General features: G+C 58.5%; 23 protein-coding genes and 1 tRNA gene. 16 read left to right on the top strand and 8 right to left on the bottom strand.

All coding sequences use genetic code 11. The features are described 5' to 3' along the window. The first annotated feature begins 53 nt into the window (after nt 1–53). Entirely contained in the window at nt 54–878 is an 825-nt protein-coding gene (locus tag J3T92_RS03990; RefSeq protein ID WP_267399841.1) for an oxidoreductase, read from the top strand. A 120-nt stretch (nt 879–998) separates the two neighbouring features. Here the strand turns inward: J3T92_RS03990 and J3T92_RS03985 are convergent, their stop codons facing one another. Further along, a complete protein-coding gene (locus tag J3T92_RS03985) occupies nt 999–2027 on the bottom strand; it encodes an alpha-L-fucosidase (RefSeq protein ID WP_267399839.1) in 1029 nt (342 codons plus the stop codon). A 47-nt stretch (nt 2028–2074) separates the two neighbouring features. Next, complete coding sequence (locus J3T92_RS03980) at nt 2075–3274, bottom strand: MFS transporter (protein ID WP_267399838.1); 1200 nt, start codon at nt 3272–3274, stop codon at nt 2075–2077. Between the two features lie 556 nt (nt 3275–3830). Between J3T92_RS03980 and J3T92_RS03975 the strand changes: the two genes are divergently transcribed. From J3T92_RS03975 to J3T92_RS03935, 9 genes are all read left to right on the top strand, one after another. Further along, nucleotides 3831–4793, top strand: a complete 963-nt coding sequence (locus J3T92_RS03975; RefSeq protein ID WP_267399836.1) for a N(4)-(beta-N-acetylglucosaminyl)-L-asparaginase — start codon at nt 3831–3833, stop codon at nt 4791–4793. 304 nt (nt 4794–5097) lie between these two features. Further along, nucleotides 5098–6072: an ABC transporter ATP-binding protein gene (locus tag J3T92_RS03970; protein WP_267399834.1), complete on the top strand. Its 975-nt coding sequence runs from the start codon at nt 5098–5100 to the stop codon at nt 6070–6072. Next, complete coding sequence (locus J3T92_RS03965) at nt 6069–6917, top strand: ABC transporter permease (RefSeq protein ID WP_267399833.1); 849 nt, start codon at nt 6069–6071, stop codon at nt 6915–6917. Before J3T92_RS03970 ends, J3T92_RS03965 begins: the two co-directional genes overlap by 4 nt. Beyond that, nucleotides 6914–7717: an ABC transporter permease gene (locus tag J3T92_RS03960; protein ID WP_267399832.1), complete on the top strand. Its 804-nt coding sequence runs from the start codon at nt 6914–6916 to the stop codon at nt 7715–7717. The genes J3T92_RS03965 and J3T92_RS03960 overlap by 4 nt, the downstream gene beginning before the upstream one ends. A 38-nt stretch (nt 7718–7755) precedes the next feature. Further along, complete coding sequence (locus tag J3T92_RS03955) at nt 7756–8208, top strand: hypothetical protein (protein ID WP_267399831.1); 453 nt, start codon at nt 7756–7758, stop codon at nt 8206–8208. A 7-nt stretch (nt 8209–8215) separates the two neighbouring features. After that, nucleotides 8216–8545: a hypothetical protein gene (locus J3T92_RS03950; protein ID WP_267399830.1), complete on the top strand. Its 330-nt coding sequence runs from the start codon at nt 8216–8218 to the stop codon at nt 8543–8545. A 41-nt stretch (nt 8546–8586) separates the two neighbouring features. Beyond that, complete coding sequence (locus J3T92_RS03945) at nt 8587–9843, top strand: sensor histidine kinase (RefSeq protein WP_267399829.1); 1257 nt, start codon at nt 8587–8589, stop codon at nt 9841–9843. 1 nt (nt 9844) lies between these two features. Further along, nucleotides 9845–10570, top strand: coding sequence for a response regulator (locus J3T92_RS03940; RefSeq protein WP_267399828.1), 726 nt, complete (start codon nt 9845–9847; stop codon nt 10568–10570). Nucleotides 10571–10660: 90 nt separating this feature from the next. After that, nucleotides 10661–11098 (top strand): ATP-binding cassette domain-containing protein, encoded by a 438-nt coding sequence (locus J3T92_RS03935; RefSeq protein WP_267399827.1) that lies wholly within the window; start codon nt 10661–10663, stop codon nt 11096–11098. A gap of 578 nt (nt 11099–11676) precedes the next feature. Here J3T92_RS03935 and J3T92_RS03930 read toward each other — a convergent pair. Then, complete coding sequence (locus J3T92_RS03930) at nt 11677–12111, bottom strand: hypothetical protein (protein WP_267399826.1); 435 nt, start codon at nt 12109–12111, stop codon at nt 11677–11679. Between the two features lie 177 nt (nt 12112–12288). Here J3T92_RS03930 and J3T92_RS03925 point away from each other — a divergent pair, with 177 nt between their 5' ends. Together J3T92_RS03925 and J3T92_RS03920 are read left to right on the top strand one after the other, a co-directional pair. After that, nucleotides 12289–12702 carry a TetR/AcrR family transcriptional regulator gene (locus tag J3T92_RS03925; protein ID WP_267399825.1) on the top strand — a complete coding sequence of 138 codons (414 nt, stop codon included), beginning with the start codon at nt 12289–12291 and terminating at the stop codon, nt 12700–12702. Between the two features lie 12 nt (nt 12703–12714). Further along, nucleotides 12715–13092 carry a hypothetical protein gene (locus J3T92_RS03920; protein WP_267399824.1) on the top strand — a complete coding sequence of 126 codons (378 nt, stop codon included), beginning with the start codon at nt 12715–12717 and terminating at the stop codon, nt 13090–13092. A 93-nt stretch (nt 13093–13185) separates the two neighbouring features. Here J3T92_RS03920 and guaA read toward each other — a convergent pair whose 3' ends face one another. After that, on the bottom strand, nt 13186–14748 hold the full coding sequence (gene guaA / locus J3T92_RS03915; RefSeq protein ID WP_267399823.1) for a glutamine-hydrolyzing GMP synthase: 1563 nt from the start codon (nt 14746–14748) through the stop codon (nt 13186–13188). 337 nt (nt 14749–15085) lie between these two features. Here guaA and J3T92_RS03910 point away from each other — a divergent pair, with 337 nt between their 5' ends. The 3 genes from J3T92_RS03910 to J3T92_RS03900 all read left to right on the top strand — a co-directional run bounded on the left by J3T92_RS03910 (nt 15086) and on the right by J3T92_RS03900 (nt 20791). Then, nucleotides 15086–17560: a phosphoketolase gene (locus tag J3T92_RS03910; RefSeq protein ID WP_267399822.1), complete on the top strand. Its 2475-nt coding sequence runs from the start codon at nt 15086–15088 to the stop codon at nt 17558–17560. 126 nt (nt 17561–17686) lie between these two features. After that, complete coding sequence (pta, locus tag J3T92_RS03905; RefSeq protein ID WP_267399821.1) at nt 17687–19375, top strand: phosphate acetyltransferase; 1689 nt, start codon at nt 17687–17689, stop codon at nt 19373–19375. Nucleotides 19376–19564: 189 nt separating this feature from the next. Beyond that, nucleotides 19565–20791 (top strand): acetate/propionate family kinase, encoded by a 1227-nt coding sequence (locus J3T92_RS03900; RefSeq protein ID WP_024627366.1) that lies wholly within the window; start codon nt 19565–19567, stop codon nt 20789–20791. A gap of 155 nt (nt 20792–20946) precedes the next feature. On the opposite strand, the gene hisN is transcribed toward J3T92_RS03900, so the two are convergent. Next, the gene (gene hisN / locus J3T92_RS03895) at nt 20947–21747 is read right to left on the bottom strand and encodes a histidinol-phosphatase (protein WP_267399819.1); all 801 of its coding nucleotides are present in this window, start codon (nt 21745–21747) and stop codon (nt 20947–20949) included. Nucleotides 21748–21779: 32 nt separating this feature from the next. Further along, entirely contained in the window at nt 21780–23135 is a 1356-nt protein-coding gene (aroA, locus tag J3T92_RS03890) for a 3-phosphoshikimate 1-carboxyvinyltransferase (RefSeq protein WP_416378907.1), read from the bottom strand. A gap of 118 nt (nt 23136–23253) precedes the next feature. Between aroA and J3T92_RS03885 the strand changes: the two genes are divergently transcribed. Continuing rightward, nucleotides 23254–23327: transfer RNA gene (locus J3T92_RS03885), tRNA-Pro, on the top strand. Here J3T92_RS03885 and J3T92_RS03880 read toward each other — a convergent pair. Continuing rightward, a complete protein-coding gene (locus J3T92_RS03880; protein ID WP_267399817.1) occupies nt 23319–23717 on the bottom strand; it encodes a hypothetical protein in 399 nt (132 codons plus the stop codon). The two genes, J3T92_RS03885 and J3T92_RS03880, sit on opposite strands and share 9 nt — an antisense overlap. Next, nucleotides 23702–24604, bottom strand: a complete 903-nt coding sequence (locus J3T92_RS03875; RefSeq protein ID WP_267399815.1) for a hypothetical protein — start codon at nt 24602–24604, stop codon at nt 23702–23704. Before J3T92_RS03875 ends, J3T92_RS03880 begins: the two co-directional genes overlap by 16 nt. Nucleotides 24605–24611: the final 7 nt, after the last annotated feature.

Genomic DNA, 24611 nt, shown 5'->3' with positions numbered 1-24611 from the left:
CAAAGAAAAGCAGGAGCCACGATTCACAGACACCAGCCAGAGAGGTAATAAATATGGCCAATCAAGTGGCACTGGTCACTGGAGCCACAAGCGGCATAGGATATGAAACCGCGCGAATGCTCGCCGAGCATGGATACAGGGTGTATGCGGCAGGGCGACGAGTCGAACGACTGAAGCCGCTGGGCGACAAGGGGGTGACGGCCCTGCAGATGGATTTGACTGATTCTGCATCAATTGAGAAGGCTGTCACACAAATCCTGCAGAAGGAGAGGCGAATCGACCTGCTGGTCAACAACGCCGGCTACGGGTCCTATGGCCCAGTCGAGCAGGTCTCCATCGAAGAGGTGCGACGACAATTTGAGGTCAACCTCTTCGGCCTTGCCCGCTTGACCCAGCTGGTACTGCCCGCCATGCGCCGAGCCAGACGCGGCCGGATCGTCAACACCTCATCCATGGCAGGCCGAATGGTCACCTATATGGGTGCCTGGTATCATGCCACAAAGTACGCTCTTGAAGCCTTCAGTGACGCCCTGCGCATGGAAATGCGTCCCTTCGGTATAGACGTGGTCCTGATCGAACCCGGAGCCATTGCCACAAACTGGGGTACGATCGCCGCCGACCATCTCCAGACGGTCACCCGCAAGAGCGCCTATCAAAAATCAGGATTCCGAGCTGCTGCCGGGTTACGCAAACTGTACTCCGGCAGGCATTTGACCCAACCATCAACCATCGCCAAGGCCATCGTCCGTGCTTCGATAGTACGCCATCCCCACCCACGCTACCTTCTGGGCTTCGGCGCCAAACCTCTGGTTGCCCTTCATGCTTTGCTCCCCACCCGCGCTTGGGACTACCTGATGGTCCATGCCAAGGGCCTGTAGGCGGAAAACAAGCTATCAGAACAGTACTCCTGAGCAGCCGAATGCTTGGCGAGGAAGCTGTCGGACAGGAGCGGCATAGCTACAATGGGATCCCTAGCTAACTGTCAGGATTCTAGATCCTCAAGCCTCTAGAGTGCGCGCTCCCAGGAGCGCCTGCTCAGCATCCATGGGAACGCGGCCCAGGCCGTCAAGACCGACATTGAGCAGGTAGTTGATGCCGTACTTGTTCAGATGGGCCTTGTAATCGTGAATGGTCTGCGGGCTCTTCCAGTTCTGGTCATGATAGGAGAATCCCCAGGAATCGTTGATGGTCCCGGCGGTCTCGTAGAGGCCAAGCTTTGAGGGCTTGAATCCTTCGATCGAGTTGTAGTCGACATCCCCGTCCGAGGTTGCCTTCTCGCTGGCATCCGAATCTTCGGGAATCTCGTTGTCCCCCAGAGAGACGTAGTCGTAACGGCCGTTGCCCAGCCTGGAATTGATCAGGCAGTCGGGCTGCAGGCGCTTGACCGTATCGTAGATGGTCTGGCTCTGCTCGTCGCTGAGGGTCATTGGTACGTCAAACCAGGCTACCGATATTTCCCCGTAGTTGCTCATGATCTCTTCGATCTGCGGCATGATCTTGTGCTCGAATGCCCGGTCGTAGTTCTTCTCCCCCGTGAAGTCCCAGCTGTTGTCCCAGGTGGTGCCTGCGGTCTCAATATCGTTCGAGAGGTATCCGCCGCCATCCGGTTCATGCCAGTCCAGGTCCTGCGAATAGTAGAGGCCAAAACGCAGTCCGGCCTTGCGGCAGGCCAAGGACAGCTCGCCGATCACATCCCGGTGGAATGGCGTCGCGTCATAGACGTTGTAGGGATCCACCAGCGACCGGTACATGGCGAAGCCGTCATGGTGCTTTGTAGTGACGACCAAGTACTGCATACCGCAGCGCTTGGCCAGGTCAACTATGGCATTCGCGTCGAAATAAATGGGATTGAAGGCCTGGGTCAGGCGCTCGTACTCCTTGTTGGGGATCTGGAGCTTGGATTGGATCCATTCCGCATAGTTGCTAGACGACTTCCCCTGGTACTCTCCTCCCAGGAGTGAATAGAGACCCCAATGAATCATCATTCCGTACTTGGCTTGCTTGAACCATTCCACGGTATCGCTCATTATTTACCTCTGTTTCTGTTGATTGACACGAGTTGCAATGACCACTCTCAGATGGTCAGCTTGTCCTTCTTGACGACGAAGGCATCGTAAAGGGCCAGAATCACGTAGCAGACACCTGCGCACATGATCATGAAGCCTGGGTCTTTATTGCCAAGCACCCCGCCCAAAGCCTGGAAGAAGTAGGGAGCAACCAGGGAGCCGACGTTGATACCGATTAGGATGATCGAAGTGGTCAGGTTCATGGAGCCCTTGGGCGAATAGGCCACCATGCGGGCAGTCAGAGCCGGATTGATGATGCCGTTGCAGAACCCTGCCACCAGGACCAGAACCAGCAAGATCGGAATGGAGTTGGTGAAGGGCATGGCGATCATGACCACTGCCGTCAGCACCTCGAAGATGAAGACGGTGTATCGTCCGCACCACTTGGCGAGTTGTTCGAAGGCGATGCCTGAGACAATCGAGCAGAGTACCAGGAAGCCGAAGATCCTGGTGGCATCAGCTGCAGAGCCTATGTGCGAATCAACCATATGACTGGCCAGCTTCAGGGAGATAGCCGAATAGAAGAGGCAGACGAAGAGGAAGAGGATGGCCAGCTGGATGACACCGCCGTTGGTGGACGGCTTGATGGAGGTGTCCTCCTCGACCTCCTTGCCGTCCTCCACGATGACTCGGTCAAGCCGCTTGGGGACGAAAAGAGAGACGAGGACGATTGGCACGATCAGGAAGAGGAAGACCAGGTAAGTGGCATGCCAGGAGATGTTGATCAGGAATCCTGCAATGAAGAGCATGATCGAATCGCCGATGGCACCGACGGAGTTCCTCCAACCCAGGAGCCTGTTTCTGATTTTCCCAGGGAAGACATCAGTGATGTAGGAGACGCTCAGCGGGGTGAAGATGCCCATGCCCACGCCGAACATGGCCCTCGACAGGAAAATGGCCGGGTAGTTGTAGAAGAAGGCAGGTATGACTCCGAAGACCAAGGAGACGATGAGCCCCAAAAGGACCGTGTACTTCTTGCCCAGCTTGTTGGATATGAGGCCACTGACCACAGTTCCCAGCAGGACGCCTCCCGTAGGGATGACAACCAATAGCTCGACGTTGGCCTCTGAAATGTTGGAAAAGTATTGCTTCATCAGCGGGATGGTCCCTGAGACGGCATTGGAAACCGACATCAGGAACGATATGGACAAGATGCCCAACATCAAAATCGGTGAACTGGTGTTCACCTGTTTCTCTTTCGACTCCATAATAGTCCCTTCTTCGGAACTGTCACCGCATTCGCATTTACGATGGCGAGTGATTGATTCACTCATGTACTGCAAACAACTAGATTCGATAGACTATCTTGGTCTCAAACTATTTCAATAGATAATAGTTTGTTAGTAGTATATATCAAATTGGAAACTGTACATGCCGAAGGTGTTGCGTCACGCCGAATCGACCGGATCTGCCATCCAGCGATCACCAAACAAATTGTTGGAACTCGGCCTTTTAAGTCAGCCTGAAGGCATGTAGGCACATGCTGATGCCTTTCATGCGATTAAAAGCACCAACATCACATTCCTAAACAAGAAGTACCTTTAGTAATTATTATTGACAGAAGCAAGAGGCCAGAGGACATGATTGCTGTCTGAATGCGAGCAGGGCTAGCCCGCAGCCGACGGCCCATCCGCTCAGGGCACGGTCTGTCAGCTTGATCATCCGTCGATCGGCTGAGGTCCGGCTGCCTCTTTTGCCATAAAACAGCATTCGTGCTCCGCTCAAGAGCAGCCAGTGTACATACCGATAGAGAGAGCCAAGGTAATGAGTAATTCATCCCGGCAGCAATCCAGCCAAAATCAATCCACCTGGGCATCCATCGCTACCTGGCAGATGGCCTATGAAGGCATGGTCAAGTCCAGTTCCGGTCTGGAAGAGGGTGGCCAGGCAGGCGACGCTGTCGAGACGTTGATTCAAGAGGTCGAAGCCAACCCCGATTACACTTCCGTCGGTTATGGCGCCTTGCCCAACCGGGAAGGCGAGATGGAGATGGATGCCGCCTTCATGGACGGAAATAGCATGGCTTTGGGCGCTGTAGCTGGCATCCAGCATGCACTGCACCCCATATCAGTGGCCAGACAGTTGAGTCGACGCCATACCAGCAGCTTTCTAGTCGGACAAGGCGCTACTCGCTACGCCCAGATCAGCGGGTTCGAAATGCGCAACATGCTGACGGACAGGGCCAGAAGGCGTTGGGAGTTGGAATCCGCAAAGGCCACAAGACCGGAGTCTGCCGGCCCCTATCGAGGCCACGATACGGTCGGGGCCATCTGCTTGGACTTGCAGGGGTCGATGGCTGCTGGCACATCAACATCGGGGCTCTTTATGAAGGAACCAGGCAGAGTAGGCGATTCACCCCTGCCCGGCTCGGGCTTCTACGTGGACAGCGCAATCGGAGGGGCGGCCGCCACCGGGCTGGGCGAAGACATCATGAAAGGATGCCTCTCCTATCGGATCGTCGCCCTGATGAGAAGCGGATTGACCCCGCAGGAAGCCTGCGATTCGGCAGTCTACAACCTTGATGACTTCCTGAGGAACCGTTATGGCAAGGTCGGCGAGATCTCCATGATCGCTCTTAACAAGAGGGGGGAATGGGGAGTCGCCACCAACGTGGAATTCACCTTCTGCACAGCCACCAAAAGCGAGCAAATCCGCATTCTCATGGCCAACCCAGACGGCAAGGGCGGAACACGAATCGAACCAGTGACCAAGGACTGGTTGCAGTAATATGAGCGCTCGATGAGGATGCCCGTCAAATGACCGTTTAGTCGCACCTACGGAAGGCAGGGTATTGTAGCCAACAGTATTTGATTTTATATTGAGTGCATTAGTAAATGCATTCAATGAGGAAGCATCGTCATAAACCGTTGCAGTGTAATCTCAATAACGGCCTGGCTTGGTAAAGGTGTCTCGTACTGGAAGAAATGTCGGCATGTATGTCCTCCTGAGGGGACATATATGCTTTCCGTGTTGTCTGCGCTGCCGAAAGAAGCTTCCATGGAGTTGGAAACCAATCAATAGGGAGGCAACGATGAATGGATATCAGGACATTCGACCTCATGCGGCCGTTGTGACGGAGGACCTGGTCAAATCCTATGGCACTTTCAGGGCTGTGGACGGATTGAATCTGCAGGTGCCCATGGGTGGTGTCTATGGGCTGCTGGGGCCCAATGGTGCGGGCAAGTCCACCACGATGAAGCTGCTGCTTGGCCTCACCCGGCCGACCGGCGGCCGGATGTGGATGCTGGGGCAGAACGTCGGCTCCGGGAAGCGCGCTGTCGCCCCTGGGCGCGTGGGGTCCATGATCGAAGGCCCCAGTTTCTACCCAGGCCTTTCCGGGCTGGACAACTGCCGTATGGTGGCCGATTATCTGGGTCTGCCTTCCGGCTCGGCATCGGCCGTGTTGGCCAAGGTGGGGCTGAGGGGGCATGAGGACAGGAAGGCCAGGGACTACTCCCTGGGCATGAAGCAGCGGCTTGGCATCGCCATGGCGCTCATCTCCCGTCCTAAGCTGCTGCTTCTGGACGAGCCGACCAACGGTCTGGACGCCGAGGCGGTGGTCGAGGTGCGTCAGATGATCATGGACCTTGCTGCCAGCGAGGGCGTCACGGTCATCATCAGCAGCCACATCCTCTCCGAGATCGAGAGGATGGCGCCGGTGGTCGGCGTCATCGCCGCGGGGCGTCTGCTCTACCAGGGCTCCCTGGAGGATCTGCGCGAGGAGGGACACATCGACCTGCGCGTCTCCGACCCCCGCCTGGCGGCGGCCACGTTTGAGCGCGACGGCATCGGCTATGAGTATGTGAAGGAAAGCGGGGCCTTGCGCATCCCGGAGCTCGATGACCGGCGGGTCGGGGGCCTAGTCGCCCGGCTGGTCTCCCAGGGACTGGAGGTCTATCGTGTGGCCTCCGAACGCAAGAGCCTGGAGGAGGCGTTCCTGGAACTGGTGGAAAGCCCCCGGGCCCATGCGCCGCAGACCAGCCTCAAGCAGGAGGCTTCACGATGAGCGCCATGACCGCAGACACCCTGGAATCCGTGGGGCCCACGAAGCATGGTGGTGTCGGAGCCGTGCGCTCCGGCGGCCCGTTGACGCTCGTCTCCATGGAGGTGCGCAAGCTGAAGGGCTCGTCGTTCTGGTGGATGGCCATGGGCATGGTCGCCCTGGTCTCCCTGTGGTCGGGATTCGCCCTCATGGACCGGGCCGGTGACAATCCGGCGACACGCACCGTGACCTTGGCGCAAGGCGATGTCTACGAGCTCGTCGGCCTGCTGGCCCCGATCCTTGCCGCCCTGCTCACCAGCCGGCTGGCCGTCATGGAGACCCGCGGACGCATGGACCTCAAATGGCGGTCCCTGGGGCAGGGGGAGTCCGGCCTCTTCCTCGCCAAGCTGGCGGTGGCGGGAACGGCCCTGTCCCTGGTGTTTGTGGTTCCCCTGGCATGGACGCCTCTGGCGGCCTCGGCGATGGGCTTCGAATCCTCCGGCGGCCTGCCTTCTCTGATGCTTGCACCGGCCCTTGTCGCTTTCCTGTCGTGCATGGCCGTGACCGCCGTCCAGCTGATGCTTTCCATGACCATCGGCAAGCAGGCCGTCGGCCTGGGCGTGGGCGTGATCGCCGGTCTGGTCGGCTCGGGCCTGGGGCCGTTGAACGTGGCCCAGGCGGGCTGGCTGTTCCCGGCCGGCGTCAGCTCGGCCGCCAGTCCTTTCCTGGTCACGGCCACGCCGGACGGCTTCGCCAGAATGACGCTCGTCGCCAATCCCTGGGCCCTGGTGCTGGCCGGCCTGGTCGCCTGCATCGTCTGGACCGGCGTTTCGGCATTCGTCATCATGGTAAAGGAGTCACACCGATGAGCAGGCACACAATCGACACCATCGCAATCAATAGTCGAGCGAGTAGGGTCCGCAAGCGGCCCTCCGTCGTGGCGGCCTTCCGTTGGGAGATGCGCAAGGCCGGCAACCTGTGGTACTGGCTCGCTACCGTGCTGTTCGATGCCATCGGCATGTTCCTCGGTCGGGACCAATACGTCAGCTACCGTCGGGAGTTCCAAGCCCAAGGCGTGACGTGGACCGCCGTCTGGGGGCAGGCCATCCTGCTGAGCAGCATGGTCTTCATGCCGATCCTGGTCGCCGCCTTCGCCGCCCAGATCGAAGCCAACGAACACCGGGGGCGCAACTGGCAGCGCCTCAACGCGTCGGGGACGGCCGGCACGGCCATGGCGGGCAAGATGCTCCAAGGATTGTTCGCATCGTTCATGACCGTCGCCGTCTTCGAGCTGGAGTTCATCGCCGTGGGCATGAACACGGGCTTCGGCCTGTCCCAGATCGGCCCCTACCTCCTACGGGCCGTCCCCATGACCATGGCCGTCTGGGCCATCATGACCCTGACACAGGCCATCGCCACCAGGACCGGGTCGTTCGCCTCCACCATGTCCATCATGCTCCTGCTCACCCTGGCCGGCTGCGCCCTCACGCTCGTGGCCCCCACCCTGGCCATGCCCTACCCGCTGGCCCTGATCACGACCGCATCGGCGGCCAGGGACCTGGGCAACCTCGCCTCGGTCTCCTCAGTCATCGCATCGACCTTGGCGGCGGCCCTCTGGGTTCTGATCGGGGCGCTTGCCTTCCGCCGGCTCACCAGGAAAGCCATTTGACCAACAGAATCAATCCATTCTAAGAAAGGACATGCACCATGACCCTCGCCACCGACAGGGCGGGTCACCCCGCACTCCATGTCATCCGCCGTCTCGTCATATTCATTACGGCGTTGCTGGCGCTATCCGCCCTCTCCGGATGCTCGACCGGCCTGGGGGTCAGCAGGCAGGACGATTTGGTGGGAACGCGATCGGATGCCGCTGATTCCTACTCAGGAAGGTACATGGCCTCCTATCATGGATTCACCGGCACGGAGACCCTCTTCGGGGGGACCGGCAAACACACGACCATACACGTCACCGGCCGGGTGTCCGGCACGCAGGGTGCCGGGACGATCCTGGTGACCGACGGCTCGGACATGAAGCGTCCCCTGCCCATCCACCGGGGCGCCTTCGACCAGACCTACGCACTGGACGGCAGCAGCTTCTACATCTACGCCAGCGGGGACCACTTCACCGGCAGCCTTACCCTGATCTCAAAAGAGGAGTGAGAAGCTCATGGGCAGGAACACCGGTTCGGCGCCGACCCGCATTGCCGTAGCCTGGCTGGCCCTAGGATCAGCATTTGCCCCCTCGCTCGTCACCCTGTTCTTGCAGCTCTGCGGAGTCCGGCTGTATGCCATGGGCAACCTACGCAATTCCATAATCGTCTGCAACAGCCTGTGCGTCCTGCTGGGTTTTGTCATTGCAGCGGTCACGTACCGTAAAACGGCTATACGGCACCGGGCATTGGCCCGGATGGCTCTACTGCTCACCGGCAACGCAGCGTTCCTCGTGCTCGTTGCGACAACGGTTCTGGCTGCCGACTTCTTCCTTCTCGTCAGGTGACGGCATAATGAGATAGGGGTATTGCGGAAGGGGCCGGAGCGATGAAGCCGAACAGGAAGCTGGCTGATTGGTTCGAATACTGGAATAGGCCAAGCACAACTTATGTCATGGTCTTCTTGTGCGCCCTGTACGAAACAATGATGCTCACGCGGCTGGTCCTCGCTCCCGACAGCGCCGACCGAACCTTGCGTCAGGTTCTGGACACCACGGCATGGGGCATGCCTCTGTATGTTGTCATCATCATCCTGTCCCTCATCCTGCTCTGCTTACGCCGTCGACGACCCACGGCGACTCTGCTGGCCATCACCATCCTCATGCTGCTGACGGCGGCAATCTACGGTTCCGCATATACCGACCTAGTCTCAGTGTGGTATATCGCTCTCTACGCCTGCACGGTCGAGACCGAGAAACTCAGAAACCTCATCGCCTGCCTGATCCCAACCGCTCTTTTGGTGTTGACGGCCACGATCCTGGCGACCCTGTGGCATCAGGACGCCAACTTCACCGGTCTGCTTTACTCTACAGCCACGTACTCCGCCTTATGCGTGGGTTTGGGACTGGTGTCCAGGGCACGGCGGGAACGGCACCTGTCCGAACAGACGCTTTCGAACGAACGTAGGCGGAGCCAGCACCTGGCGCAACAGCGCGATCGGGCAGTCCACCAATCCCGAATTGCCGCAGAGCTCCATGACAGCGTGGGCCACGACCTGACGGCCATCATCGCGCTGTCCGAGGGTCTGGACCAAATCACCGGAAAACCGGAAGTCGATGATGCCATCAGTATGATTAACGAACTGGCGCGCCAGGGACTGGCTGATACCAGAACGGCCGTGAAAGCACTTCAGCCGTCGTCCAATATCGACGGGTATCAACTCGCGTCGGAAGGGCAAAAGCAGGCATACCACTGGGATGATATCAACCCGATCATTAATCATGCACGGCAAGTCGGGATGACCGTCGCACTGACTGAAACCGGACGCCGGCCGCAAGACCCTATACAGGCTAATCTGAGCTTCATCATCACCAGAGAGGCCATTACCAACGTACTCCGACACGGGAATCACGTCGACCGTATCGTAATCTCTTGGGACCATGACAGTCGGGGCGGTATAACCATCTCGGTCAGGGACAACGGTAAACCCGTTCAAGAGCCATCCGGCGACGGAACCGGGCTGAACAGACTCCAAGAAACTCTTCGAGGATATGGTGGTGTCCTGAAATTAGGGCCCACGTCCAACGGATGGCTCCTACAAGCCCGTATCCCCTCACTCAAAGAACCCACAGATAGCGAGGAATAACATGATCCGTGTCATGATCGTAGATGACCAACGTCCAGCCAGAATGGGATTTGCGCTTATGATAGCCGTAGATCGTGGATTGCAGGTGATAGGCCAGGCGGGAAACGGCAAAGAAGCCCTTGACTTCCTGGAATTCGCCGAGAAGCAGCAACGGTTTCTGCCCGACGTGATTCTGATGGACGTGCGGATGCCGATTATGGATGGCCTTGACGCCACCAGCGTCATCAAGGAACGGTACCCGTCCATCAGAGTTATCATCCTGACCACCTACGACCAAGACGACTACGCCTTCGGGGGCCTTAGTGCGGGCGCTTCTGGATTCCTGCTCAAGGATGTCAGAGCAGCAGACTTATGTAAGGCGATCCGATCCGTATGTGCGGGTGATGCCATCCTCACCCCACGCATAACCGGTGAGGTTATACGTAGGGGGATAACCGCAGCGAAAACAAACGAGGAAGAAATGGAATTGCAACAGCAATTTGCCAACCTAGGCAGACGTGAATTCGAAGTTGCCTCCCTCATCAGTGAAGGCCTGACTAACGCTGAAATAGCCCAAAGATTAGGCGTACATGCTGACTCCGTCAAGAAGACCGTAAGTCGAATACTCAAAAAACTCGGCGTCAGAGAACGGCTTAACATAGCTGTTCTCTGGTACAAAGCCGCGATGGACCAGAACGTAGGACATCCCTCAAAGCACTTGAGAAGGCCTCCCAAAGTCATAGGATAGGCTTTCTTAAGTGGTACGCTTGTTGAAACACCACAACAGCATTCATTCATCCGATGCGGCATATATATTACTTACCGTTTGTCCCCCCAGGTGCACAAAACAAAGACCTCAGATCAGAGCATAAAAGACACCGAAATTTGGGCCACACTACATAAAGTAGGTCTCGATCAACGAATCCAAACCTTTCCCTTGGGTCTCGACTCCAGAATCAGTGAAGACGGCAAGAATCTATCGAACGGCGAGAAAAAGCGCCTAGCCTTAGCGAGGGCCTTGCTAAACGGGAGAAAACTCGTTGTACTTGATGAGCCGTTCAACGGATTGGATAATAAGACAAAACGTAGCGTCTATCAATCCATGACAGAGTATTCGGACAGAGCCTTTATCATCGTCACCCACGATCTGGATATCATTTCAGGCACAAGCTCTGTCATCTATCTTGACGGAAGCACCACGCCAGTCATTGGCAAACATCACGATCTCGTGAAAAGCAACAAGAACTACCAACGTTTCTTTTCGATGCCGGAGTGACCTAAAAAGATGCAAAATCGTAACACTTACAATATCTGAAATTAGCGCAGTTTGCGATAAAAGATAAGGGTGGTCATCTTAGGGGAATATTGGCTACCCCCATATGCGTAGAAACTGTAGCATCTATGCCGCAGGTATCTTTATGATCAGACCGCAACGACTCTGAGCTAGTATCGTCCTTGTTGGATAAAGTCCGAGAAAAGATTTTCTGCACGTAGTCAGTGGTTTGCTCGCGATTTTTGATCAATCTGCGACAGATTGGCAGCAAACCGAAAGCTGACATGGCAAGCACCAAGACGGACGCGACTGCGCCTGTTACCGACGAACCGATGGATACCAGGCCTGGGTCAGGATGGCGTTCCAATCATCAACATTAGAGACAACCGAGGTGTCGAACATAGTCCGGACTGCTGGATTCCGGGTTTGTCGACTCAGGGTCCAATATCTTCCGCTGAACAATTGGCAATTGACTACCATGAATATACTTTCTGCCGCCTAATCAGGAAGATGCGACTAATGAAAGATACTTTTCTCAGATAGCTGCGAATATTCTGTTTCGCGCTTTTGCGTGAGTATATTTAATTCTTATGACTGTTTATTGTTTCGAGGTAAGTGTTAACTATGGAGATTACTCCGTCTCTTAACATGTTTGTTGCAGCCTGTTTTTGCTGTTTAAATGTTGCCTCTCTCTTTTGTTTCTTTGTGTCATGAGTTTGTGCATCATGACGCCAATGATTTGTTTCTTCCACTGTGCCATCTAATTCAGTTGTTTTACTAATTATCTGGTCTATTTCGATAGCAGGATTGCGTGTAAAGACTTTGCAAATGATTAGGAACTCGGAAATATTGAGAGGAGAGTTTTGGTATTTGAGAACGTTGTACATTCGCGCATAAGAGCATCCAACTTTGTCGGCTAGGAATTTGATGCTTATTGAACGTTTGGACTCTTTCAGCCATTTCTGGACAAAGCTAACTGCGACCTTATCGGCGGTGCGCCACGTGCTGACACTCATAGTAATTAGTCTATGTCGTTCCGTTACAGTGTGGGTAAATATGTCGCGCAGATATGAAAACACGTATAAAATTATTGAGAGAGTAGAAAAATGCCTATGATTCTTCTTAAAAAGAATATGTGATAGGGTCGTTTATCATTCTTGACTATTCAGTCAATTAATGGTATCTTGGCGGGCATGGGTCGTAAGAGAAATTTCAATGATGATGAGATCCTTGCCCGTGCAGGAGAAGTTTTCCTGGAGCATGGCTATGAGGGTACGTCGATTGATGCGCTCGTTAAGGCAACGGGTCTGCTACGAGGTAGCCTCTACGGTGCGTTTGGCAGCAAGCGTGGCATGTTCGTGGCTGCGCTACGTGACGCAACGGATTCGGAGTCGCGCGATTCAGGAGTGCTCGATCTGGTATTGGTAGCACTCATGGAGTTGTCAGATCATGATCTCGAGGTTCGTGGACTGGTCAGGGACTACCTTGTGAAGCTGTCCCGTTCGAGATCGTGCCATGCCGATGCTGTGAGCGTTGATGTCGCCAAGCTCCTTGGCGAGACGCTGCTGCAGCGTGCACATGTTCGGTTGCAGTCTGATGATGAATGAAAGAGGCAAATCATGAACAACAAGGTGGCAATTGTCGGGCGGACCCTGGAGATTGAGCCGCAGGGTTTGGATAAGATGTGGTCGTTCAGGGGGAAACTGGTGGTGCCGCTCGAGCATGTTCTGGGCGCGAGCGAGGATCCGGGCATTCTTGACGATGCCAAAGGACTGCGTGTACCCGGCCTGCATGTTCCCGGTAAATGGGCCGGCACATTTATTGAGCAAGGGGAGAAAACATTCTGGAATGTCACTAGACCGGAAAGCCCCATCGTCATCCAACTCAAGGGGGAGCACTATGACCGACTGGTGCTCGGAGTAGAGCATCCCCGCGAGCTGGTCAACCGGATCAACGCGGCCATCACAAAGCAGCAAACAATGAATTCCAACACCTGAGCTCTTCTATCGGCATCAAGTGGCGAGAGGTCAACCGAATGGGCCGGACAAGTCATATGACATATCGCCATATGACTTGTCCGGCCCAGATACTTACTCCCACTCGATGGTTGCCGGAGGCTTCGAGGTGCAGTCCAGGACCACACGATTGATTCCCGGGCACTCGTTGGTAATGCGTGTGGAGATGGTGGCCAGCACGTTGTAGGGCAGACGTGTCCAGTCAGCAGTCATGGCGTCCTCGGAGGAGACCGGACGCAGCACAATCGGCGAGCCATAGGTACGCTCGTCGCCCTGCACCCCTACTGAATGCACATTGGCCAGAAGCACCACCGGGCACTGCCAGATCTGTCGATCCAGCCCAGCCTTGGACAGCTCCTCGCGGACGATGGCGTCGGCCTCGCGCAGGGTCTCCAAGCGTTCCTGGGTAATCTCCCCGATGATGCGGATGCCTAGACCAGGGCCCGGGAAGGGCTGGCGCCAGACGATCTGATCGGGCAGGCCCAGTTCGGTGCCGATGGCCCGGACCTCGTCCTTGAAGAGGGTGCGCAGGGGCTCGATCAGCTGGAACTTGACATCCTTGGGCAGACCACCCACGTTGTGATGGGACTTGATATTGGCCGCTCCATCTCCACCGCCAGACTCGACAACGTCGGGGTAGAGCGTGCCCTGCACCAGGAACTTGACTTCCTTGCCGGTCTTGCCGGCCTCTTTAATCACCTGCCGCTGGGCCCTTTCAAAGGTGCGGATGAACTTCTCCCCGATGATCTTGCGCTTGCGCTCGGGTTCGGAAACGCCCTTGAGGGCAGTCAGGAAGTCCTGTGAAGCATCCACGGCAATTAGCTTGATGCCAGTGGCGGCTACGAAATCATGCCTGACCTGCTCGGCCTCCCCCTTGCGCAGCAGACCATGATCCACAAAGACGCAAGTCAGCTGGTCGCCGACGGCCCTGTGGACCAGAGCGGCCGCCACGGCTGAATCGACTCCGCCCGACAGGCCGCAGATAACCTGGTCGTCACCCACTGTGCGACGAATCTTCTCCACCTGCTGCTCGATGATGCCCGAAGCGTTCCAGTCCGACGGAAGTCCGGCGCACTGATGCAGGAAGCGGTTGATCAAGTCCTGCCCCAGAGGAGTGTTGGTCACCTCGGGATGCCACTGGACCCCGTACAGCCCCCGGGATGGATCCTGCATGGCCGCCACAGGAGCACCCTCGGTATGCGCCAGAACCTCAAAGCCTTCAGGCGCACGGTTGACGGCGACGCCATGGCTCATCCACACATCCTGCCGTGCGGGTGAATCCTGTAGTATTCCCCTGGCGCTGTCGATGAAGGCCTCGGTCTTGCCGTACTCCCCCAAGGCCGCCTTGTCCACTTCACCGCCCAGCTCATGGGCCATGACCTGGAAGCCGTAGCAGATGCCCAGCACAGGCACCCCTGCCTCGAAAATCCTTTTATCTATGGTAGGCGCCCCGTCCACGTAGACGGAGGCAGGCCCACCGGAGAGGATGACCGCCTTGGGATCCTTGGCCAGCATCTGCTCCAGGCTCATCGAATGGGGCACCAGCTCGGAGTAGACCCCCGCCTCCCTGACTCGACGAGCGATCAGCTGGGCGTACTGCGCACCGAAATCGACCACCAGGACGGGACCCTGTGCCATAAGACTCCTTATATATATGTATGCTGTATCTGCCATGGATGCCCGGGAGCGACGAGTTAACGCCCGCGGGCAAGTCCAGTATGGTTGCAGTTTTCGACAATGCTACCGTCATTGAGCCCTGATCGGCACCCCCGGCAATAATTCCTGTCTGCAAGCAGACAATTCCCTCGCATTTTCTCACAAGAGCGAACACACACTGCAAGAAAACGTTCAGAAAAGTCTGCTCGTTCACGTACCATGTAGGCATTGGGTACGAACCCGACGGATGCCTGAAATGACACCGCACGAGCCCGTAACCGAAGTAAATAAACAATCGCACTAAAGTGCAGGAGTACACATGACGAATCCTGTTATCGGCACCCCTTGGGCGAAGCTGGAGACCCCAATCGCCGAGGAGACCCTCGAGGCCGTCGACAAGTATTGGCGAGCGGCCAACTATCTTTCCATCGGACAGATTTATCTTCGCAGCAACCCCCTGATGAAGGAGCCCTTCACTCGGGAGGACGTCAAGCATCGTCTGGTCGGCCACTGGGGCACCACCCCCGGCCTGAACTTCCTGCTGGGCCATATCAACCGTCTGATCGCCGACCATCAGCAGAACACCGTTATCATCATGGGCCCCGGCCACGGCGGCCCTGCCGGCACCTCGCAGTCCTACCTGGATGGCACTTACAGCGAGTACTACCCCAAGATCACCAACGATGATGCTGGCCTGCAGAAGTTCTTCCGCCAGTTCTCCTACCCGGGCGGCATCCCCTCCCACTTCGCGCCTGAAACCCCCGGATCCATTCACGAGGGTGGCGAGCTGGGCTATGCACTCTCCCACGCCTACGGCGCAATCATGAACAACCCCAGCCTCTTCGTGCCCTGCATCGTGGGCGACGGCGAGGCCGAGACCGGCCCTCTGGCCACCGGCTGGCAGTCCAACAAGCTGGTCAACCCCCGCACTGACGGCATCGTCCTGCCTATCCTGCACCTGAACGGCTACAAGATCGCCAACCCGACCATCCTCTCGCGCATCTCCGACGAGGAGCTGCATGAGTACTTCCACGGCTTGGGTTATGAGCCCTTCGAGTTCGTCGCAGGCTTCGACGACGAGGATCATCTGTCCATCCACCGTCGCTTCGCCGACATGCTGGAGACCGTCTTCGACAAGATCTGCGACATCAAGGCCCGGGCCGAAACCGACGACATGACCCGTCCCTTCTACCCCATGATCATCTTCCGCACGCCTAAGGGCTGGACCTGCCCCAAGTTCATCGACGGCAAGAAGACCGAGGGATCCTGGCGTGCCCACCAGGTGCCGCTGACCTCCGCCCGCGACACCGATGCCCACTTCCAGGTCCTCAAGAACTGGCTGGCTTCCTACAAGCCCGAGGAGCTCTTCGACGAGAAGGGCGCCCTGCGTCCCGAGGTCACCAGCTTCATGCCCAAGGGCGACCTGCGCATCGGCGAGAACCCCAACGCCAATGGCGGGCGTCTGCTCAAGCCGCTGGAGCTGCCTGACATCCACGACTACGAGATCGACGTCAAGAAGCACGGACATGGCTGGGGCGCCACTGAGGCCACCCGTGTCCTGGGCTACTACACCCGCGACGTGCTAGCCAAGAACCCCACCGACTTCCGCATCTTCGGGCCCGATGAGACGGCTTCCAACCGTCTGGCTGCCGCTTATGAGGTGACCAATAAGCAGTGGGATGCCGACTACCTTTCGGAGCTGACCGACGAGCACATGGCCCACACCGGCCAGGTCATCGAGCAGCTCTCCGAGCACCAGATGGAAGGCTTCCTGGAAGGCTACCTGCTGACCGGACGCCATGGCATCTGGAGCTCCTACGAGTCCTTCGTGCACGTCATCGACTCCATGATCAACCAGCATGCCAAGTGGCTGGAGGCCACAGTCCGCGAGATTCCGTGGCGCAAGCCCATCGCCGGCCTGAACCTCCTGGTCACTTCGCACGTCTGGCGTCAGGACCACAACGGGTTCTCACACCAGGATCCCGGCTTCGTCGACATCCTGCTGAACAAGAACTTCAACAACGATCATGTAGTCAACATTTACTTCCCCGCTGATGCCAACATGCTGCTGAATGTGGGCGAGCGTTGCTACAAGTCGACCAACTGCATCAACGCCATCTTCGCCGGCAAGCAGCCCGCCGCCACCTACCAGAGCGTGGACGAGGCCGCCGCCGAGCTGGAGAAGGGGGCCGCCCGCTGGGATTGGGCCTCCAACGCCGAGGATGCCGAGGATGCTGATGTCGTCATCGCCACTGCGGGCGACATCCCCACCCAGGAGGCCCTGGCCGCCGACGATATGCTGCAGAAGCTGGGCCTCAAGGTCCAGTTCGTCAACGTGGTCGACCTGCTGAAGATCCAGGATGCCGAAGAGAACGATCAGGCCCTGTCCGACGAGGAGTTCACCGAGCTCTTCAGCAAGGACAAGCCGGTCCTGTTCGCCTTCCACGCCTACCCCGGCTCCATCTACCGCCTGATCCACGGACGCCCCAACCACGACAACTTCTCCGTGCACGGTTACGAGGAGCAGGGCTCCACCACCACGCCGTTCGACATGGTGCGTGTCAACAACATGGACCGCTGGTGCCTGGCCGCCTCCGCCCTGAAGCTGGTGGATGCCGGCAAGTATGCCGACCAGATCGACAAGTGGACCAAGTTCCGCGATGAGGCTTTCCAGTTTGCCGTGGACAAGGGCTACGACCACCCCGATTACACCGATTGGGTCTGGCCCGATGCCAACCGCGCCGGCCAGGAGACCATCTCCGCCACCGCCGCGACCGCCGGAGACAACGAGTGATACGCTGATCCGACCCTGGAACCGCCCGTCATGCGCAGCCCGCATGGCGGGCGGTTTCTGTATACTGGACAAGGTTGTGAACAAAGCAGTCATCAAGGCAACCACGTCCGGACAGGAGAAGACACAGTGAGTCTTGCAAGCATCACCATCATCAGCCCAGAAGCCGCCAACGGCCGCAATGTCGTGGCCTACGGCCTGACCAAGGCCCTGAGCGCCAAAGCCAAAACGGCCGTATTCAGGCCAATCGCCTGCAGGAAGCACCCATTGACCCCGGAACTGGTTGCAGCCAGCTCATTCCCCGACACAGATCCAGAGATCTGCCGTGGCAAGTGCCCCGGGCACGCCACTGAGGACCCCATGCAGACCCGGGCCGATGTCCTCAATGCCTATGACGGGCTGGTGGAGGCCACCCATCCCGAGCGCGTCCTGATCGTGGGCAGCGATGCCTCAAAGCTCTTCGACCCCGGCCTGTTTGCCCTGAACGCGCAGATCGCCGCCGACCTGAGGTCCCCGGTCATGCTGGCCGTCTGCACCATCGGCAGGGAACCCGGTCAGGTCATGAAGACCGTGGCCGCCTGCCGGCGAACCATCGAGGCGCAGGGAGCCGTGCTCGCCGGTGTCTTCATCACCGGATGCCAGCCCGAACAGAAAGCGCCACTCACCGAGGCCTTCCAGGAATACGATCTGCCGACCTGGACCGTCTCCAAGATGGACTTCGACACGGATCCGTCCGCCGATCAGGCCCGCCAGGCCACCAGTCAGACATTCCAGCAGGAGGTGGATGTCGACCAGGTGCTGAAGGCCGCCGACGCCGCCAGCCCCAAGGCCACCACTCCTGTAGCATTCCAGAACGACCTGCTGGCCAAGGCCAAGGCCAACAAGAAGACCATTGTCCTGCCCGAGGGCGGCGAGAACCGCATCATCAAGGCGGCCGACTACCTGCTGGCGCGGAACATCGTCGACCTGATCATCGTGGGCGACAAGGATTCCATTCTGGCCCGCGGCAAGGAGCTTGGCCTCAACAACCTGAACAAGGCCTCCTTCCAGCCCATGGATGACGAGCAGGTGCTAGCACCCATGGTTGATCGCCTCTGCCAACTGCGTGCCAAGAAGGGCATGACTCCGGAGCAGGCGCGTAAGCAGCTGGCCGATCCCTCCTACTTCGGCACCATGCTGGTGGTACTGGGCAAGGCCGACGGCTTGGTGTCCGGCTCCATCAACTCCACAGCCAACACGGTCCGCCCAGCCCTGCAGGTGATCAAGACCAAGCCGGGCGCTTCGCTGGTCTCCGGAGCCTTCCTCATGTGCTTCCCCGACCATGTGGCGGTTTTCGCCGACTGCGCCATCAACCTCAACCCGTCGTCCGAGCAACTGGCCGACATCGCCATCCAGTCGGCCCAAACCGCTCGCTCCTTCGGCGTGGATCCGCGCGTGGGCATGCTCTCCTACTCCACCCTGGGCTCGGGCAAGGGCCCGGATGTCGACCTGGTTGAAGAGGCCACCCGCCTGGCCAAGGAGAAGGCGCCGGACCTGCCCATCGTGGGCCCCATCCAGTTCGACGCGGCCTGGTCGCCCACTGTGGCAGCCACCAAGGCCAAGGGCGATCCGGTTGCCGGAACGGTCAATGTCTTCGTCTTCCCCAGCCTGAGCGCCGGGAACATCGGTTACAAGGCCGTACAACGCACCTCGGGTGCCCTGGCCATCGGACCGGTCCTGCAGGGGCTGAACAAGCCGGTTAACGACCTCTCGCGCGGCGCTCTGGTGGCTGACATCATCAACACCGTGGCTCTGACCGCCGTCGAGGCCCAGGACTGATCGCCGTCCCTATAAGGTCTTTATGAACCTCTGGGGCTGCTGCTGGATCCTATCTCTAGAAGGTTCCGGTAGCAGCCCCAAAACCATGTCGGCCTGGCTATATACCGCGGCTTGTAAGGGCCGACGAGTAATCTTGAAGACTGATTGAGGAGCACAGGCTCTATACAAGCACATCAGGAGGATGCCCCAATGGCGAAAACCGTCCTAGTCATCAATTCGGGTTCAAGCTCGATCAAGTACCAGCTGGTTGATCTGGAGACCAGCCAGAGCCTGGCCTCGGGTCTGGTCGAGAAGATCGGCGAGCCGACCGACGGCCACTACAAGCACGAGGTCAATGGCGAGAAGCATGAGCTTGAGGAGCCCATCCACGACCATGAGACCGGACTCAAGCGCGTCCTTGGCTTCTTCAAGGAGTACGGCCCTGATCTGGACAAGGCCGGCATCATCGCCGTTGGTCACCGTGTCGTCCAGGGTGGAGCCATCTTCCCCAAGCCTGCCCTCCTGACCAAGAAGACCCTGAGCCAGGTCAAGGATCTGGCCGTGCTGGCCCCCCTGCACAACGGACCTGAGGCTGAAGGCGCCGAGGTCATGAGCCGGCTGATGCCGCAGACCCCGCAGGTCTTCGTCTTCGATTCCTCCTTCTTCTTCGAACTGCCCAAGAAGGCCTCCACCTACGCCCTCAACAAGGACATCGCCAAGCAGTATCACATCCGTCGCTACGGTGCCCACGGCACCAGCCACCAGTATGTGGGCCAGCTGGTTCCCGGCCTGCTGGGCAAGCCTGCAGAGGGCCTGCGGCAGATCGTCCTGCACATCGGCAATGGGGCTTCCGCTTCGGCTCAGGTCTCCGGACATCCCGTTGAGACCTCCATGGGCCTGACCCCCCTGGAGGGCCTGGTCATGGGCGGCCGCACCGGCGATATCGACCCTGCCGTTGTCTTCCACCTGATCCGCAACGCCCACATGAGCGTGGATGAGCTGGACACCCTCTTCAACAAGCGCTCCGGCATGACCGGCCTGACCGGTCACGGTGATATGCGCGAGGTCCACAAGCTGATCGCCGAGGGCGACGAGGATGCCAAGCTGGCACTTGACATCTATGTCCACCGCATCGTCGGCTACATCGGCAACTACACGGCCCAGATGGGCGGCCTGGACGCCATCACCTTCACGGCTGGCGTGGGCGAAAACGATGAGATCGTGCGTCGCCAGGTCATCGAGCAGCTGAAGCCCTTCGGCGTGAAGCTGGACCAGGAGAAGAACGACCAACGCTCCAAGGAGGCACGGATCATCTCCACCCCCGACAGCACGGTCGCCGTCTGCGTCATCCCCACCAACGAGGAGCTCTCCATCGCACGTCAGGCCGAGGTCGTCGCCAGCCAGGGCGATGCCTACGGCAACAAGTTCCAGGCCTGACCGTTGACCAGACCTGCCCCTCAACCCGACTGATGGTCGAATGAGGGATGATTGAGATAAGGGTTCGGTCCTAAGAGCTTGGTCCTAAGAACCAAGAAGGCTGGTGATCACATGCATTGCTGTGATCACCAGCCTTCTTCTATATGTCATATGTGTCAGTCGCCCAGGGCCTCTAGGGCTTCCTTGTGCAGAAGACCGTTGCTGGCAAGGCCATTGCCACCCCAGGGACCCGGGTTGCCCGCCAGGTCAGTAAAGCTGCCACCGGCTTCGGTCACGATGGGAACCAAGGCACCCATGTCATAAAGGTCAAGTTCCGGCTCGGCCGCCAGGTCGATGGCACCCTGGGCCAGGAGCATGTACTGCCAGAAGTCACCGAATCCACGCAGGCGCCAGATTCGATCGGTCAAGTCGAGAAGCCTTTCCCGGCGGCCTATGGCCTTCCACCCAGTCAGCGACGACAAGGACATGGAGGCGTCTTCCATCCGGTCCACTCCTGATACGTGGATGGCCTTGGGAGCTTCACCCTGGCGCGCCATGTAGGCTCCCTGACCCTGCGCAGCGTACCAGCGGGTGCCCAACATGGGGGCCGATACCGCGCCGACCACCATCTGATGGTCTACCTCCAAGCCGATCAGGGTCGCCCAGACGGGTACTCCGCGCACATAGTTCTTGGTTCCGTCAATGGGATCGATGATCCACCGTCTACCGTTGGACTCCTGCTTTCCCAGCTCCTCAGCATAGATGGTATCGTTCGGCCTTGCTAGGGCCAGAACGCGACGAATCACTGCCTCCGCCTCTTTGTCGGCCTGGGTGACCGGAGTATTGTCCGCCTTGCGTTCCACATGAAGATCCGGCGACTTGAAGTAGCCCACGGTGACCTGATCCGCCCGGTCGGCCATGGCGATGGCCAGATCCAGATCCTCCTGCCAGGTCTGCCTTTCAGCTTCGACGCTCATAACACGGCTCCTTTCGCTCGAATCGCTGTAGCTCAGCCTTGACCCTCGTCTGCCAGCATCCGCTTCCACATACCCGGGAAGTCGGGCATGGTCTTGGCCGTGGTGCCGATATTACGCACTCGGATGCCAGGTATCTTGAGCCCGATCATGGCGGCAAAGGTGGCCATGCGATGATCGGCATAGGTCTCCATGACGGCCCCATGCATACTGTGCACAGGCACGGGCTCGATGGCCAGGCCATCGTCCAGCTCACGGGCCTGGCCGCCTATTCTGGTGATTTCGGTGGCCAGTGCCTTCAGCCGATTGGTCTCATGACCGCGCAGGTGGTCAATGCCGTGCAGGCGGCTGGGCCCATCGGCAAAGACCAGGATGGCCGCAATCGAGGGAACGATCTCCCCTGCTGGGGACAGGTCGAAGTCGCCGAGTCCATGAATGGCTTCCCCCCCGGTCACCCGACAGGTGGCGCTACCCTTACCGTCGGGAACCATGTCTACCTTCGCGCCCATAGTTTTCAGATACCCGGGCAGCAAGCCACCTGGCTGTGTGGTCCGTTCTGGCCAGTTGGGCACACTGACTTGCCCGCCTCCTATCAGGGCTGCTCCCAGGAAGGGAGCCACATTCGACAGGTCGGGCTCCACCTGGACCCGATCGGGCAGCTGCGTCCCAGCAGATCCCCTGCCTTCAACGCTCCACTTGCAACGATCAGGATTGGCCTGAACCTGGACTCCAGCCTGATGCAGATCCTCAACAGTCATGGCGATGTGCGGAAGACTGGGCAGATGCTGACCAGAGTGGACGATGGTCATAGTGCCATCAGCTCTGGCAGCCAGCAGCAGGAGGCCGGAAATGAACTGCGAGGATGCCGAGGAGTCTATGGTCACCTCCCTGCCCACCAGGCGATTCGGGGGTGTGAGCACAAAGGGCAGGAAGCCCTCCTGGCCTAGGTACTCGATCTTGGCTCCCAGCTGGGTCAGGCCGTCCAAGAGAGGCCTCATGGGACGCCGATAGGCCTGCTGGTCTCCATCGAAGTGCGTGGGGCCATCAGCCAGCATGGCCAGGCCCGGCACGAAGCGCATGACGGTTCCAGCCAGTCCGCAGTCTACCCGGGCGCCGCCACGGAAACGTCCGCCTGACGGTGGAATGACCGTTACATTCGTAGGGTCGTCCGGATCAACCCGACAATCCACGCCGAGGGCCTCCAGGGCCCCAATCATCAGGTCCGTATCACGCGATCTGAGCAGACCAGTCAGCCTGACCGGACGACTTCCCAGGGCCGCCAGGATCAGATACCTGTTCGAGAGGGACTTGCTCCCCGGTATGGTCACCGTTGCATCCAAGGGGCCATCAGCCTGCGGTGCCGCCCATATCTCTTCCACTGTCATGGTCACCATGGTAACCGCAGGCGCAGAGCTGTTCGCGCTCCCTGCTCATCCTCGCAGGACCAGCCGGGACCCGACCGTGTGCTATATTGATACATTGTGCCCATGCAGTGACAGCGATGGGCGCCGGGCTATAGCGCAGCTTGGTAGCGCGCCTGCTTTGGGTGCAGGATGTCGCCGGTTCAAATCCGGCTAGCCCGACTTTTGCTTTCGTCCCATTTCGGGAGTCGGATCCTTGGCATTCATGCCCAGCAATCCCGTAGAGAAAATCGACAGAGCAAAAAGGCCCGTCAGGCCCGCATAAATGGACATGGTGATGGGGATGCCGACCAGATTACCCAGCGTCAGAAAGACCATCTGCCCCAGAGGCGCCCCGATCATCATGACAGTCTGTACCACTCCCATAGTTGCGGCCAAGTGGTCCTCGGCCACCGTACTGATGAGCATGGTCATGAACCTAGGGTTGATCTTGCCCAGAAGATAGTTCATGGCCAGGAGAGGAAAGAACAGTAGGGCAGGAATGCGCAGCCAGACCAGATTGACCCCTACCACAGCAGCTGCGGCCATGACACCGGTCAGCAGGTGGGCCATGGGTAACCGCCTGAGAGGATCCGCAGCAATGAGTGCACCGAGGATGAGTCCCAGGGAGGAGATGCCGTTGACGGCGGCAATAGTCGTTCCGTAGCTTCCCCACCAGACCTCGGGCTGGAGATAAGCCCCAGATTGAGCAGGGGCTGCAGGGCCGTCCCCAGAAGGTTGACCATGCATCCGAAACCCACCATCAGGACCAGAAAGGCGGAGTGGTGGAACTCCCCCAAGGTCACATGGAGGCTGGATGCTAGTCCCACATGCTTGCCCACAGGCGAGCCATTAACTGAGACCTCCGCCCTGACGAATTCCCTATAGCCAACAGCAACGAGAATCCCCGCCAGAAGGAAGGTGAGGGCGTTGATCAGCGCAAATATAGCGAAACTGTTACCCAGGAAGGCAATTAACACTGCGCCTCCACCTGCACTGATGACAGCCGCAACGCTGGAGGTAGCAGAGGTGATCGAAGTAGCCTGGTGAAGCTGGCCCGGCTGAACCAGATGTTTGAGAACCGGCATCCACAGACTGCCTGCATACCCCTCCAGCATGGAAGATGTCATATCCACGGCCACCAGCAGCAGGAAGACGGGAAGGCTCTTGGACCTGCCGATCATTATGGCCATAACCAGATAGATACACACCTGAACCAGCTTGATCACCACTTGCATCCGCGTCTTGTGCATGGTCCTGTCGGCCAGGTATCCGGTCAGAATGGCCGTCAGGGCTGGAGCCACCCAGGCCATTGAGGCTATGGAGACGGCCAGTCCGGCAAAGGGCATGGTCTGGGCATAGACGATGAAGACGATGTTGAAGAGCTCGCCTCCGACCGTATTCAAGAGACTGGCCAGAAACATGGTCACGAAAGGCTTGTTCTTCAGAAGCTCCTGCATGGTCGGC

It is taken from the genome of Bifidobacterium sp. B4081, from assembly GCF_026537335.1.
Taxonomy (GTDB): Bacteria; Actinomycetota; Actinomycetes; order Actinomycetales; family Bifidobacteriaceae; genus Bombiscardovia.
Note: the sequence above shows the minus strand (reverse complement) of the source record. Positions and strands in the feature narration are given on the sequence as shown.

Bases quoted from the DNA above. Each gene is read 5' to 3' on its own strand.
- J3T92_RS03990 (WP_267399841.1), top strand. From the start codon at position 54: ATGGCCAATCAAGTGGCACTGGTCACTGGAGCCACAAGCGGCATAGGA.
- J3T92_RS03985 (WP_267399839.1), bottom strand. From the start codon at position 2,027: ATGAGCGATACCGTGGAATGGTTCAAGCAAGCCAAGTACGGAATGATG.
- J3T92_RS03980 (WP_267399838.1), bottom strand. From the start codon at position 3,274: ATGGAGTCGAAAGAGAAACAGGTGAACACCAGTTCACCGATTTTGATG.
- J3T92_RS03975 (WP_267399836.1), top strand. From the start codon at position 3,831: ATGAGTAATTCATCCCGGCAGCAATCCAGCCAAAATCAATCCACCTGG.
- J3T92_RS03970 (WP_267399834.1), top strand. From the start codon at position 5,098: ATGAATGGATATCAGGACATTCGACCTCATGCGGCCGTTGTGACGGAG.
- J3T92_RS03965 (WP_267399833.1), top strand. From the start codon at position 6,069: ATGAGCGCCATGACCGCAGACACCCTGGAATCCGTGGGGCCCACGAAG.
- J3T92_RS03960 (WP_267399832.1), top strand. From the start codon at position 6,914: ATGAGCAGGCACACAATCGACACCATCGCAATCAATAGTCGAGCGAGT.
- J3T92_RS03955 (WP_267399831.1), top strand. From the start codon at position 7,756: ATGACCCTCGCCACCGACAGGGCGGGTCACCCCGCACTCCATGTCATC.
- J3T92_RS03950 (WP_267399830.1), top strand. From the start codon at position 8,216: ATGGGCAGGAACACCGGTTCGGCGCCGACCCGCATTGCCGTAGCCTGG.
- J3T92_RS03945 (WP_267399829.1), top strand. From the start codon at position 8,587: ATGAAGCCGAACAGGAAGCTGGCTGATTGGTTCGAATACTGGAATAGG.
- J3T92_RS03940 (WP_267399828.1), top strand. From the start codon at position 9,845: ATGATCCGTGTCATGATCGTAGATGACCAACGTCCAGCCAGAATGGGA.
- J3T92_RS03930 (WP_267399826.1), bottom strand. From the start codon at position 12,111: ATGAGTGTCAGCACGTGGCGCACCGCCGATAAGGTCGCAGTTAGCTTT.
- J3T92_RS03925 (WP_267399825.1), top strand. From the start codon at position 12,289: ATGGGTCGTAAGAGAAATTTCAATGATGATGAGATCCTTGCCCGTGCA.
- J3T92_RS03920 (WP_267399824.1), top strand. From the start codon at position 12,715: ATGAACAACAAGGTGGCAATTGTCGGGCGGACCCTGGAGATTGAGCCG.
- guaA (WP_267399823.1), bottom strand. From the start codon at position 14,748: ATGGCACAGGGTCCCGTCCTGGTGGTCGATTTCGGTGCGCAGTACGCC.
- J3T92_RS03910 (WP_267399822.1), top strand. From the start codon at position 15,086: ATGACGAATCCTGTTATCGGCACCCCTTGGGCGAAGCTGGAGACCCCA.
- J3T92_RS03900 (WP_024627366.1), top strand. From the start codon at position 19,565: ATGGCGAAAACCGTCCTAGTCATCAATTCGGGTTCAAGCTCGATCAAG.
- hisN (WP_267399819.1), bottom strand. From the start codon at position 21,747: ATGAGCGTCGAAGCTGAAAGGCAGACCTGGCAGGAGGATCTGGATCTG.
- J3T92_RS03880 (WP_267399817.1), bottom strand. From the start codon at position 23,717: ATGGCCCACCTGCTGACCGGTGTCATGGCCGCAGCTGCTGTGGTAGGG.
- J3T92_RS03875 (WP_267399815.1), bottom strand. From the start codon at position 24,604: ATGCAGGAGCTTCTGAAGAACAAGCCTTTCGTGACCATGTTTCTGGCC.